This is a genomic window from Mesotoga sp. BH458_6_3_2_1 (assembly GCF_003664995.1).
In the GTDB taxonomy this organism is placed as follows: Bacteria; Thermotogota; Thermotogae; order Petrotogales; family Kosmotogaceae; genus Mesotoga.
The window spans coordinates 152,628-165,481 of sequence record NZ_JFHL01000018.1; the positions used below are offsets into that span (position 1 = coordinate 152,628).

11 protein-coding genes are annotated in these 12,854 nt (G+C 44.9%); 7 read left to right on the plus strand and 4 right to left on the minus strand.

Going from position 1 to position 12,854, the window contains the following annotated elements; genetic code table 11:
- The 7 genes from Y697_RS09580 (at position 1) to Y697_RS09610 (ending at position 9,070) form a co-directional block, all read left to right on the plus strand.
- Entirely contained in the window at positions 1-702 is a 702-nt protein-coding gene (locus Y697_RS09580; RefSeq protein ID WP_121551404.1) for an ABC transporter ATP-binding protein, read from the plus strand.
- Positions 702-3,716, plus strand: a complete 3,015-nt coding sequence (locus Y697_RS09585; RefSeq protein WP_121551405.1) for an ABC transporter permease — start codon at positions 702-704, stop codon at positions 3,714-3,716. The genes Y697_RS09580 and Y697_RS09585 overlap by 1 nt, the downstream gene beginning before the upstream one ends.
- A gap of 11 nt (positions 3,717-3,727) precedes the next feature.
- On the plus strand, positions 3,728-4,849 hold the full coding sequence (locus Y697_RS09590) for a PP2C family protein-serine/threonine phosphatase (protein ID WP_006487722.1): 1,122 nt from the start codon (positions 3,728-3,730) through the stop codon (positions 4,847-4,849).
- 50 nt (positions 4,850-4,899) lie between these two features.
- The gene (locus Y697_RS09595) at positions 4,900-5,244 is read left to right on the plus strand and encodes an STAS domain-containing protein (protein ID WP_006487720.1); all 345 of its coding nucleotides are present in this window, start codon (positions 4,900-4,902) and stop codon (positions 5,242-5,244) included.
- Positions 5,245-5,247: 3 nt separating this feature from the next.
- Complete coding sequence (locus Y697_RS09600) at positions 5,248-5,649, plus strand: ATP-binding protein (RefSeq protein ID WP_006487715.1); 402 nt, start codon at positions 5,248-5,250, stop codon at positions 5,647-5,649.
- A 200-nt stretch (positions 5,650-5,849) separates the two neighbouring features.
- A complete protein-coding gene (locus Y697_RS09605; protein ID WP_259462464.1) occupies positions 5,850-7,577 on the plus strand; it encodes an ABC-F family ATP-binding cassette domain-containing protein in 1,728 nt (575 codons plus the stop codon).
- Between the two features lie 305 nt (positions 7,578-7,882).
- Positions 7,883-9,070 carry an MFS transporter gene (locus Y697_RS09610; protein WP_121551407.1) on the plus strand — a complete coding sequence of 396 codons (1,188 nt, stop codon included), beginning with the start codon at positions 7,883-7,885 and terminating at the stop codon, positions 9,068-9,070.
- Positions 9,071-9,147: 77 nt separating this feature from the next.
- On the opposite strand, the gene Y697_RS09615 is transcribed toward Y697_RS09610, so the two are convergent.
- Genes Y697_RS09615 through Y697_RS09630 form a run of 4 tightly spaced genes read right to left on the minus strand, consistent with a single transcriptional unit; the run spans position 9,148 to position 12,853 of the window.
- Complete coding sequence (locus Y697_RS09615) at positions 9,148-10,107, minus strand: ABC transporter ATP-binding protein (RefSeq protein ID WP_121551408.1); 960 nt, start codon at positions 10,105-10,107, stop codon at positions 9,148-9,150.
- Positions 10,107-11,084: an ABC transporter ATP-binding protein gene (locus tag Y697_RS09620; protein WP_121551409.1), complete on the minus strand. Its 978-nt coding sequence runs from the start codon at positions 11,082-11,084 to the stop codon at positions 10,107-10,109. Before Y697_RS09620 ends, Y697_RS09615 begins: the two co-directional genes overlap by 1 nt.
- Before the next feature lie 10 nt (positions 11,085-11,094).
- Positions 11,095-11,901: an ABC transporter permease gene (locus Y697_RS09625; RefSeq protein ID WP_121551410.1), complete on the minus strand. Its 807-nt coding sequence runs from the start codon at positions 11,899-11,901 to the stop codon at positions 11,095-11,097.
- A gap of 1 nt (position 11,902) precedes the next feature.
- The gene (locus Y697_RS09630) at positions 11,903-12,853 is read right to left on the minus strand and encodes an ABC transporter permease (RefSeq protein ID WP_121551411.1); all 951 of its coding nucleotides are present in this window, start codon (positions 12,851-12,853) and stop codon (positions 11,903-11,905) included.
- Position 12,854: the final 1 nt, after the last annotated feature.

Here is a 12,854-nt window from a genome sequence, read left to right on the forward strand (position 1 = left end):
ATGGCATTTGTTGAAGTCAGAGACCTAAGCAAGACTTACAGGTCAGGTGAAATATCGGTTGAAGCACTGAAGGGGGTCTCTTTCGATATCTATAAGGGCGAAATACTGTCGATTTTGGGTCCTTCCGGTTGCGGAAAGAGTACGCTCTTGAATTGCCTTTCAGGAATAGATACACCCACAGAAGGCAAAGTCATCATTAAGGGAGTGGATCTCCATTCATTAAAGGATGATGAAAAGACACGCTTCAGGGCGATGCACATGGGATTCGTTTTCCAATTCTACAACTTGATACCCGTCTTGAAGGCAGTTGAGAACGTTGAACTTGCTATGCTCACTATGGGAAGCAATGAGAAGAAGGCGAGAGAGGCCGCAATGGACATCCTTGCAAAAGTCAACCTAAGGGAGCGCGAACATTATCTTCCTTCAAGACTTAGCGGCGGCGAAAGACAAAGAGTCTCTATCGCAAGAGCGCTTGTTCATAAGCCGGCAATAGTGTGGGCAGACGAACCTACCGGAGCGCTTGATACAAAGACCAGCAGTGATTTGATGAACTTGATTACTGAGCTTAATGCTACATTTAACCAGACATTTGTGATCGTTACTCATGATGAAAGAGTCTCCAATTACTCAAACAGAGTTCTCCATATGGACAGTGGTCGCATTCTCAAGATTGAAGAGAATAAAGAACTGAAGGTGCAATAGTGTTAATACAGATCGTGAGCATCCTTTCAGGGATCGCTGTGATTGCGACGGTAGTTTCAATGATAGCGAATCCGATAATCTTCAAGATCGGTTACAGGAATATCTACAGAAGAAAATCCGACACTCTTCTGGTGATCATGGGATCTCTTATCGGAACGGCTTTAATTATGGGTTCAATGGCTATGAACGATTCTTTCCAGAAGTTTCTTTATGCTCAAATTGAAAGAAGCCACGGTGAGATAGATGAAATGGTCTACATTCCTTCCGACAATCAGAACGTTGTCAAAGAATTCATCCCCAATTTCAAGATCGAGGCTCTTGTTGATTCACTGTCCGAGAATGAACAGGTTGACGGTGTGCTTCCGATTCTCACCAGAACCGTATCTGTCGGGCTTCCAGGTGAGGCAAGAAGTCAAACCGGGCAGAGTCTTCAGGTGAGTATCATTGGTGTAGAGCCCGGAAAACTCTCAGGTTGGCCTGATGTTGCCGAGGTTGAGTTTGCAGTGCCCGGCAAGACAGAGGGCGTTCTCGAGGTGATTATCAACAAGGAGTTGTCAGATTCTCTGGGAGTATCTGTGGGAGATACGCTCGAAATCCTTGCCGATCCCGGCCAGAGGCTACTCTTCTGGATACCTCTTCCCGAAGTGAGAGTCGCGGGAATTGTCGAAGGTAATGGTGTTCTTCACTACCAGATTGAAAACCAGGGGCCAAATGCATTCACTATGCTGATGGACATTGAATCTGCCAGAGAGGTCCTGAAGATCGGTGTTGACGACTATTTCAATGCTCTTCTTGTCTCAAACCGCGGCGACTTCCTGAAAGGGGAGAAACTCACCGATGAAGTTGTTACAAGCATAAGAGAGATAGCCGGTGAGGAATATGTGGTAAGAGAGGTCAAAAGAGACTCCATTAGTATGGTTGACCAGGGCAATATCGGTTTGTTGTTCCTTATGTTGAGCGTATTTGCTATTTTTGCCGGGGCGTTGCTTCTGACAAATATATACTTGATGCTTGCTCAGGAGCGAAGAACTGAACTCGGTACCCTCAGGGCGATAGGTTATTCAAGAAGGAAGGTTTCGAAAACGATTCTGTACGAAGGCTTTTTCTACTCAATTTTCTCATCTGCGATCGGAGTCTTAGGCGGTTTGGCAATCGCAAGGTTTATCCTGGGGAGTTTTGTGAACCTCTTCGAGGACGTTGCTTCACTTATTCCCTTTGAAGGAGCAAACATGGCTTTCAGTTCAATGCAGAGTTCGTTTGTCTTCTTCGTACGCACAGATTCTATCGCTTATGGTTTTCTTTTGGGACTGATAATTCCGATGGTTATTATTGTCTACACGGGCAGAAAGATATCCCGAACGAACATTGTTACCGCCGTTCGGAACATCCCTGAAGAGCTGGACGACCGCAAGAGGCTTCTCCTGAATATTCTTGCTGCTGTGGGCGTTTTATTTTCGACTATCATGGCTTACAGCAGCTACACACTGGGAAATGCCGCCGGGTTCTTCACCGGCGTGGTGCTTGCGGGTCTCCTAATTCCAGTTGCAATTCCGGTGAAAAACAAGAGGTTGATAGAGTCGTTGTTCTCGATTGGTGTGATTGTATTCACAATGCTCAGCAATTCCTTTTCTTTAATTGCTTCCAATACCGGTTCGTCGATTTACCTCACGGTGGCGAAAGGCGCCGCAATTCTTTTTGCCGGACTTTTCCTGATTGTGTATAATCTTAAGACCTTTGAATTCCTATTGAATAAGCTCTTCCAGAGAGCAAAAGCGGCGGCTCCCGTATTCAAGATATCTGTTGCTTTTTCTGCCAGAAACCGAATGAGAACGGGGCTTACAATTGCTATGTTTGCCGTAGTGATTTTTGTTATCACTCTGATTTCGATAATTCCCTACTCTATGGAGCAAATGCTTGTCAAGAGTCGAGATGCTGTCTTTTCCGGTTTCGATGTTGGGGCCTTCTCCTTCACCGGGAATGGAAGCATTTCCTTCAGTGAGTTGCAGTCCCAGCCAGAAGTAAGAGAGATTTCTACTGTCGCCGGAATGAATGTAGCAGTAAGAAGGGATGATCGGTACGGTCTTGAGCAGATCTATTCGGTCGATGATAGTTTTGTTGACTACAACAGGTTGCTCGAAATTGATTATGATGAAAAACTAGGTATATCAAGTCCGAATGATCTCTGGAAGTACCTCAGAGACAATCCTGGCACGGTTGTTGTATCGAACAGCGTCCTGCCCGACGTCAAACCCGGGGATGTTCTGGAACTCAGAGGAGTCATCGCTCAAGAAGATAGCGGACATGGCGTAAGCGGTTTATTGAGGAGAAATGTCGCCTCTGAGATGATTGATTCTAAATCCGTATATCTCAAAGTGATTGCTACGATCCCGGAGAACACTATCTCCTTCTTGAACGGTCTGCTTATATATAGAGGAAACGTTCCTACCGAGTTATCCGGGAATGTTGCTGAGAGGCAGTACCTTTTCAACCTTGCAGGCGCCACCGAAGGTGAAAAGAAAGGAAACTTCGATGCCCTACAGGACAAGATCGCATCTGGCAATCTCTTCCTGCTCTATGTTGATGACATAATTAACCTTACTTCGACCATGCTGCAGGGTACGATTAGTATTCTTAGATCCTTCCTGTACTTCGGGATGCTTGTGGGGATTGTTGGAATCGCGATCATTATGTTCAAGGCGCTTCACGAAAGGAAGCGAATTATTGGTATGCTTAAGGCAATAGGCTTCACCAAGAAGATGGTATTCTCTTCGTTCCTTCTCGAAACGTCTTTCATTGCGATTATTGGTATTGTTCTTGGTATAGTAACAGGAACACTTACGAGTTTAGAGATTTACGCTTCTCCTTTGATGGAGGGTATGAAGCTCTATATCCCTTGGGATCAGCTAATTGCTATGACGCTGATCTTTTATATAGCTTCACTTGTTTCAACGATTATTCCCAGTTATTCGGCCTCGAAAATCGTGCCTGCAGAAGCTTTGAGGTACTTCGAATAGGAAGTGGTTAGATGAGCAGAATACTGGTGGTGGACGATGACCTGTCGGTAAGGGTTCTACTGAAATCGATACTCGCAAGAGACGAACATGAAGTGGTAGAAAGTGCAGATGGCAAATCGGCGTTTTCCTCACTATCAAAGGGGAAGCCAGATATGATCTTGCTGGATCTCATGTTGCCTGACTACAACGGACTGGATATTCTCAACGAGCTGAAGCAAGATCGAGAACTTGAATCTATTCCCGTTATTGTCCTTACGGGATCTGCCGACCGGGAAAGCAAACTTACCGCGCTTGGTTCTGGTGCAGTTGATTTCATCTCTAAGCCCTTTCTTCCTGAAGAGGTTATTCTCAGAGTGAATACCCAACTGAAGCTTCATGATCTTATAAAGTCATTGAGAATTGCGGTGGACAATCTTGAAAGCGATGTTCTGGCAGCGGGAAAGATACAGAACGCGTTAGTGCCCCAGAGTAATCCACAGGGCTTGGCCGTTGAGTGGATCTATGAACCTTCTTATAGAGTTGGTGGGGACATATTCGATGTTTTCAAATTGAGTGACAATCGTTTCTTTGTATATCTCGCAGATATGTCGGGTCACGGAGTGAATGCCGCAATGCTTTCTGTAATGGTCCACAGGTTCATTGAGGATTTCAGAATTGGTATGGGGGATAGGGATTTCGACCTTGGCGTTTTCATGAAGGAGCTCGACAAGAGCTTTGTATTCGAGAGATTCAACCTTTTCTTCACAATCGTTTCGTTAATCGTGGATCTTGAGGAAGGCATTGTCCTTCTTTCAAATGCAGGACACCCATCGCCATTAATTCAAAGAAATGGGTCTGTCGAATTACTTGACAGACAGAGAGAAGGTCTGGTCGGTATAAATATGATTCGGGGAGACGTTGCAAAGATCCCTTTTCTTAGCGGAGATCGGCTGTTGCTGTACACTGACGGACTGATAGAAGTAATGAATGAAGGCGGTGAAATGTTCGGTGAGGATAGACTGATAGATCTGGTGAAAAGCTGTTCTAAAATCGATATCAAAAGAACCTCTGGGCGTTTGAAAGATTCATATGAGAGTTTTAAAGGTGATGCGCTTGCCGAAGACGATATTACGGCGCTGCTAATAGAATTCTAGTTTCGCCCCCTTACAAGTGGAAATATATAAAACGAGGAGTTGAGTGAAGGATGTTTGAGTTCAGGTTGGCGAAAGATGAGATCGGCGTGATTTCTCTCGAGAAGAGGGCGAGAATTACGGGAGAAACGTCTTCAAACTTTAGAAAGTGGCAGGATACAGTAGATTTGAAGAGCTGTTCGAGAGTAATTCTTGATGGGACTAATATCGAATTTATTGATTCGATGGGCATTGCCGCTCTCATAAGTATTTATAAGACTATTGCGGCGGAGGGTAATGATCTGGTTCTGGTGAATCTCTCTGAGGAGATTAAGAAACTGCTTAACACACTGAGGCTTGACAGGCTGTTTATCGTTAAGGACTGCAGCGTTGAAGAAGCTGTCAAGAATTCGTGCTGAATAATGGGTGAGAAGAACTACAGCTTCATGATCGAGCCCAATTTAGGCAAGATAGATGCTTTTTCTGCGAAGGTATCCGATATAGTCAGAAAAAACATGGGCAACGAAAACGGTTTCAGAGCCGGGCTCATAGTTATCGAGGCTTGTTCTAACATAGTGAAGCATGGAGAACTTGACGAAGAAGACCGCATATCTGTCGATCTCACTATTGGAGAAGACAGAGTGACTATCACTATCGAAGATACTTCCAAAGAGTTCAATCCCCTAGAGGTCGATGAGCCAGACCTCGAGGATATCGAGCTCCTTCAAAAAGGCGGAATGGGAGTTTACCTCATTAGAAGGTTTTCGAGAGGGATAGAATACTCTTACGAAGACGGCAAGAATATACTGAGAATAACAATTTGAAGGGCAGATTTACGTTAACTATTTGACTTGATTAGCCTTGATATGCTATAAGTAAGTGATCACAAACCAGCAGGTGCTGAAATGAAGAATAGACTTCTTTAATCGACAAAACTGAATACTTCCTCAAAAAAGCATCGAAAGACTTCGATTCTATTTGACCTTTCAATTTGAATGATTTCTAGCTTTAAGCCTTACTGGAGGTGATCACTTTGCTTCGAATATACAATCTTTCAATTTCCTTTGGAAGTGTAGACGTTCTTAAGAAAATCAGTTTCGATCTCGCTGCAGGAGAGGTTTTGGCTGTCACCGGGGCAAACGGTGCCGGCAAGTCGACTCTCCTAAAATCAATTATAGGTGAAATCACTCCCTCGGATGGGAAAATAACTATAGAGCAAGGTATCAAACCGCTTCTTGTGAACCAGGAGACGTCAGACTTTCATGGGACAGTGAAGGAGTATCTTCTCGGGGCGAGAGAAGAGCTCTTCGATATCTACGAGAAATTGGGTGGGTCTGTAAATGATCCTATGGCTTATGCGGAACTCATAAATGAATTTCATAATGTTGGGGGATTCGAGTTCGAAACGAAGATTTCTTCATCTCTAAATGAGTTTGGTATCGATGTTGACAACCTGGATTTCCCGTACATGAATCTTTCCCATGGGCAGAAGAGAATTCTCTCACTGATTAGGGGAGTTCTCTCCGGTTCGAATCTTTTCTTGCTTGACGAGCCGACAAACCATCTCGATATAGAAATGACCTTGAGACTTGAAGAGATCATTACCTCACTAAGCGAGAGAGGTGTTGGAGTTATTGTAGTGAGCCATGACAGGAGATTCATCGACAAAGTCGCTCACAAGACGATCTGTCTGAAAAGGGGAGAGGCAGTAGGAGTTCGAGGAGGTTATTCTGAGATGCTGGCGCATCTTGAAAGAGATTTCCTCTCAAGACAGAAGACAAGTGAAGAAATAAGTAAGAAGATACGCCAACTGGAACTCGATGCGACCAGGAGAAAGAGCTGGTCCAATTCAAGAGAGGCTTCAAAGAGATTTGCAAGCGATAAAGGCCATGAAGGACATATGGCGGCCAAACTAGCCAAACGGGCGTTAGCCGTACAGAAAAGGACTGAAAGACTGATCGGTGAACTGGAGTGCGAAAAACCGTTTGTTGAGAAGCCAGTTAATGTCAGGATTCCCAAATATGGAGTTCCGAAAAGAAAAATGGTCATGGTGGAGAGCCTGTCGTTCTCTTACGGAGAAAATGAAGTCATAAGGGAGGCCTCTGTTAACATAGACACTTCCGATAGAGTCGGTCTCATTGGGCCGAATGGTTCGGGGAAAACAACTCTGATTAAATGCCTTGTAGGAATTCTGGAACTATCGAGTGGCAAAATCTACAGAAATGAGAGTGTAAACTGGATGTACATTCCACAGAATGTCGCAGAACTCTTCGAAAGAAAAACTCCCTATGAAGAAATTGCCGACCTTGAACTGGAAGAGCCCGCAGTAAGAAGTCACCTGGCCAATATCGGTCTCAAGAGAGAGAGGGCTTTCTCGGAGATTAAAACGATGAGCTATGGAGAGTTGATGAGGCTTGCCTTACTAAAATCTCTTCTTTCAAAGGTTGAGTTCATCTTCATGGACGAGCCAACCAATCATTTGGATATTGAATCTCTCGAAGTACTTGACAAACTTCTAAACGACTTCTCGGGAGGGTTTTTCTTCATTAGTCACGACAGGCAGTTCATTGCAGAACATGGCGAAAAAATTGTCACCATTGAAGAAGGTATGCTGAAGAGCTTCGAGTATTCGGAGGAAATTGATATCGATTCCTTTACCCGCACAAAAGAGATTCTTGCGGACTCCTACGATGAGTCGATCTTCAGGAGAAGCTCAAAAAATCTCCTTCATAAGTCTGAGGAAGAAGATTGAGAGCTCGGCACCGGTGGAGTTTTTCCAGCGGCTGAACAACCCAGAGAATTGCAAGAAATACCTCATCCACATCGGGAGTTTTTTTATTAGCCTATTTGATGTATAATCTTCGTAACTCAATCCAGGAGAAGGAGCGAACCCACATGCTAGAAGTTATTCAGGCCTATAGAAGAGCTATTTTGGGCGGATTTTCGAGTTCCGTGGGTGAATGCTATCTCGTCGAGCCTGGGTTGCTCTGAAATCTTAGCTGTGAATCAAGAGGCCGTGACGAGCGTCACGGCCTCTTTCTTTTGGGAGAAAATGTTATGAATAATACGGTTGAGCGAATGAAAAGCAACATAAAGAAGAATTATTTATTCTCTTTCCTTATGAACATGAGACTGTCGAGCGGTCTATGGATGATCTACATGGCCTTCAAGGGAATGAGTTTGACGCAGATCGGTTTCCTTGAAGGAATATTCCACGTGACCTCTTTGATGATGGAGGTCCCTACCGGGTCTGTAGCAGACTTGTTCGGTAGAAAGCTCAGCAGAACTATTGGTAGATGTCTCTCTCTTGCGAGTATTCTGGTGTTGATCGGTGCGACCAGCTTCTTTCATTTCACCATTTTCATGGTACTAGCTGCTCTTTCGTATAACCTGGAATCGGGTTCTGGAGAGGCTCTTGTATATGATTCTCTCAAATATCTGAAAACTGAAGAGAATTTCATATCGGTTCTTGGGAGGCAGGAGGCCATATTTCAAGTGTCTTCAGTTGCGGCGCTTCTACTAGGCGGGTTCCTGGGAACGTACAATTATCACTATGCATTTTGGGTTTCCGCCGGGATCATCGCATTTTCGGCGGTCTATTCTCTTTCGTTCACAGAACCACCAATCCTCGAGTCTGTGGGCCGTAACTCAAAAACCTTCCGGGGCTTCCTGAAGCAAATTGCTGATAGCTTCTCAATAATCGCTAGAGATAGAAAGGTTGCATTTCTTATCTTTTTTGTTCAGACAATACTTGCATTCAGTGCCTGCATATTCTTTTACATTCAGAACTACTGGAAAGGACTTGGCCGTACCGAGTTCCAGATTGGCATATACCTCGCGGCCGGTTCGTTTCTAGCCGGATTAGTGGCCATGAAGGTTCAGAGGCTATCTCATCTGCTGAAGGAGAAGAAAGTCCTAATCATACTGCCTCTAATCTCCGTCGCATCCATGTGGGGTGTGGCTCTTTGTTCAAACAAGTTACCCTTCTTCATGGTTGTAACCATGATTGAAGCTATGTTGTTTGTAGCGGGTAACGACTACATAAACAAGCTGATTCCATCCAAGAGCAGGGCAACGATAATATCCTTTGCAAGCATGATGTACAGCTTAGTAATGATAGTTTTCTTCCCCATCTTCGGAAGAATTGCTGACACAGTCTCGTTTGGAGTTGCTTTTATCTCATTGGCTGTTATGGCAAGCTGTCTTTATGTGCTTAGTATGTATCTACTCAAGAAGATCGGATGAAAGAGTTGATTCGTGCTCTTTGAAGCGATGCCGGTCAAAAAACCGCCTCGGGTTCCAGTTTCAGGAGAGTGGAATGCTTAGTAAAGGTGACAGCTTACAAAGTGATCTTTCGTTACCTCGGTCATTTGCGGCTTCACACTCGAACAAATCGCCATTCTTCTGAAACATCTGGGGTGAAAGAAGCATCCAGTTGGGGGATTCAAGGGACTGGGAGCATCACCTTCAAGTATTATTCTTTCAAGCTTGTGACCGGTTTCACCGGGAATTGCCGAAAGGAGGGACTGAGTATATGGGTGAAGCGGTGATCTATATAGCTCTTCAGATTCGGAGAGCTCAACGATTTCGCCAAGATACATGACGGCTATTCTGTCGCAGAAGTAATGAACAACGTTCAAATCATGGGAAATGAAGAGATAGGTCAGAGAAAGCCTCTCCTGAAGGTCGTTCATAAGGTTAAGAATTTGTGCCTGAATAGAGACATCGAGGGAAGAAATCGGTTCATCGGCTATTACGACTTCAGGATTCAGAATTAATGCGTTCATTATTCCTACGCGTTGTTTTTGACCTCCAGAAAGCTCGTGAGGAAATCTCCCCAACAGATCCTTGTCCAGTCCGACAAGGTTCATACTCTCCAAAATCAATTCTTTTATCTCTTTCTTCTGCATTCCCATTGCTCTCAAAGGTTCTCTCAGTATCCATTCGACTGTTCCTTTTGGATTCAAGGAACCGGAAGTGTCTTGAAAGATTAGCTGAACCTTCTTTCTGAATTCCCGTTTCTGATCTCTATTCAGCGAAGTGACATCATTGCCTTTGAAGAGGATCCTCCCCTCCGTCGGTTTTAAAAGCCCCACGATTGTATAGGCGGCCGTTGATTTTCCACAACCTGACTCACCAACAAGTCCGAAAGATTCTCCTTTAGAAATGCTTAAGGAAACTCCGTTAAGTGCCTTGATCGATCCCGGCTTCTTCAGCAATCGGGTTCTTCTCAGCCTGTAATGTTTTCTAAGGTTGTGAATCTCCAGAATACCTTTCTTCATCAAATGTCTCCAGCAAGGAAGCATCTCGCTTCGTGATCATTGGTCATCTTTTTGAATTCGGGGAACTCTTTCTTGCATCTTTCGACAGCGTAGCCACATCTTGGCTCAAATGGGCAACCGGGAATTGATTCCGCTATTGACGGCACTCGGCCGCGAATGTCGAAAAGCTCTTTGCCTTTTGAGTCTCTCTTAGGTATGGCTTTCATAAGTCCCATTGTGTAAGGATGGGCCGGATCAGTGAAAAGCTTACTGACAGGTGCCTTCTCAACGATGTGCCCGGCATACATAACGTAGACCATCGAGCAGATCTCCCGAATTACTCCGAGATTGTGCGAAATGAAAATTATCGAGGAGTATCTCTCGCGATTTATCTCTCTTAACAATTCCAGTATCTGTGCCTGTATTGTTACGTCTAGAGAAGTAGTGGGCTCATCTGCAATTATTAGTTTTGGATTGCAGACTATGGCTATAGCTATAGCTATTCTCTGCCTCATACCGCCCGACAGTTCGTGAGGGTACTTGCCGTATGTTCTTTCTGGATCTGGAAGACCGACACCTTTCATGATCTCAAGAACCCTTGAGAATCGCTCCTCCTTGTCTAGAGAAGTGTGCATCTTAAGGTTTTCGTCAATCTGCCACCCGACCTTAAGTAGAGGATTGAGTGATGAAAGTGTCTCCTGAAAGATCATCGAGATATCCTTTCCACGTATTTGCCTGGTTTTCTCCTCATTAAGAGAAAGCAGATCGGTTCCTGAGAAGAAGAGACTTCCTTTCAGGCGCGAATTCCCTGGAAGCAACCTCATTATGGAAAGAGCTGTCACGGTCTTTCCGCATCCAGATTCTCCAACGATCCCTACTATCTCCTTCTCCAGCACCTCCAGAGATATGCCCTTCACCGCGTAGAGCATTCCTTCTGCAGAATCGAAGGCGATTTTGAGATCTTTGATTTCTAACAGAGGCTCTTTTTCAACTCGCATATGCCCTCACCTATTCTCTCTTCTCTCTCATGTCCCGAATCCCATCTCCGAGAAAATTGAAGCCCAGCACAAGAAGCGTGATAAAGATTCCAGGTGCTATCGCGTACCAGGGGCTGACGGTTATGAAGACCTGAGACTCACTCAGCATTCTTCCCCAGCTGGGATTGGGCGGCTGAATTCCAAGTCCAAGATAGCTGAGCGCCGCTTCGGCCAGAACCGCATTTGAAAAACCCATAGATGCTGCGACTACAATTGGGGAAAGCACATTAGGCAAAATGTGTCTGAACATGATACGCAGGTTTGAGACTCCTTTTACCTTTGCACTCCTTACGTAATCCAGCTCTTTATGCTGGATAAAGCCACTTCTTGTGATCCTGGCAAATGAAGGAATTGACATAATACCTATTGCGACTATCGTGTTTCTTAGACCCACCCCAAAGACTGAAACGAACATCAGTGCAAGGAGAATGCTGGGGAAGGCCATCATCGCATCGATGAATCTCATGATTATCTCATCGACCATTCCACCGAAATAACCTGACACGGCACCGATCGTTACTCCAAAGAGAGTTCCGATAGAAACTGCAACCAATCCCACAAAAAAGGCCGTCTGAGAAGCTTTCATGATCCTGCTAAGCACATCTCTTCCGAAATTGTCTGTACCCAAAAGGTGGCGGCCTGACGGAGGTGAAAAACGCTCTTCCCTGTTGATTTCCGTTACTGAAAATGGCGTGTAAAACAAACTCACAATCATCATTGAGAACAGAAGAGATATCAATACAATTCCAATTTTGAGATTTATGCTCCTCCTGTCCATATTATCCTCGTGCACCCAATCTGATTCGAGGGTCGATTACGGTATAAACAATGTCTATCAGGAAGTTGATGATCACAATTATAAACGCAATGTACAGCACCATCCCCTGGACGAGAGGCAGGTCTCGGGTTGAGATCGCATTTATCAACAGTCTTCCAAGACCGGGGAGCGTGAAAACCTGTTCGATCACAATGGAACCTCCAAGAATGTTTGCCGCTATCATACCGAGGACTGTAATGATCGGAATGAGGGAGTTCTTCAGTACATGCTTGTACAACACAGAGTTCATGTTCAAACCCTTCGATAGGGCCAGCTGTACGTAGTCGCTCTTCATCTGATCCATTACGGAGTTTCTCGTATACCTTATGATCGAAGCAATTGACGGAAGGGCAATTGCGATGGCGGGGAGCAGCAGAGACTTGAAAGCTCCTACGGCATCCTCGCTCCAAGGGACGTACCCTCCAGGTGAAACCCAGCGGAGGACAATTCCAAATATGTACATCAAGATTATCCCGCTCCAGAAAGAAGGGATGGCCATTCCGATCTGTGAGATCATAGAGATCAAAATGCCGGGAAGTCTGTGACCATATTTTGCACTGACTATTCCTAGAGGAATTCCGATTAGAGTAATGAACATCATGGCCATAACCGCCAGCGAAAGAGTTACCGGTATCCTGTCAAAAATCAGATCAGATACTGGGACTGAGTATCTCATAGAAGTACCAAGGTCGCCAGTCAGAAGACCCCTAATCCACCTTGAAAGCCTCTCTTCGAGAGGATCGTCCAGTCCCAATTCGGCTGAAAGAGCTTCGAATTGCGATTCTTCAGCGTCTACGCCAAGTCTCGACAGTGCAGGATTTCCGGGGATCACCTCGAAGGCCACAAAAGCTATGAGCGAAACCAGAAGCACTGTAAAAACCATGGCAAAGAGTTTCTTCACATATACATACACA

What these genes read in the sequence shown, in the direction of transcription:
- Y697_RS09580 (WP_121551404.1), top strand. Translation starts at nt 1, where the DNA reads ATGGCATTTGTTGAAGTCAGAGACCTAAGCAAGACTTACAGGTCAGGT.
- Y697_RS09590 (WP_006487722.1), top strand. Translation starts at nt 3,728, where the DNA reads ATGAGCAGAATACTGGTGGTGGACGATGACCTGTCGGTAAGGGTTCTA.
- Y697_RS09595 (WP_006487720.1), top strand. Translation starts at nt 4,900, where the DNA reads ATGTTTGAGTTCAGGTTGGCGAAAGATGAGATCGGCGTGATTTCTCTC.
- Y697_RS09600 (WP_006487715.1), top strand. Translation starts at nt 5,248, where the DNA reads ATGGGTGAGAAGAACTACAGCTTCATGATCGAGCCCAATTTAGGCAAG.
- Y697_RS09610 (WP_121551407.1), top strand. Translation starts at nt 7,883, where the DNA reads ATGAATAATACGGTTGAGCGAATGAAAAGCAACATAAAGAAGAATTAT.
- Y697_RS09615 (WP_121551408.1), bottom strand. Translation starts at nt 10,107, where the DNA reads ATGAAGAAAGGTATTCTGGAGATTCACAACCTTAGAAAACATTACAGG.
- Y697_RS09620 (WP_121551409.1), bottom strand. Translation starts at nt 11,084, where the DNA reads ATGCGAGTTGAAAAAGAGCCTCTGTTAGAAATCAAAGATCTCAAAATC.
- Y697_RS09625 (WP_121551410.1), bottom strand. Translation starts at nt 11,901, where the DNA reads ATGGACAGGAGGAGCATAAATCTCAAAATTGGAATTGTATTGATATCT.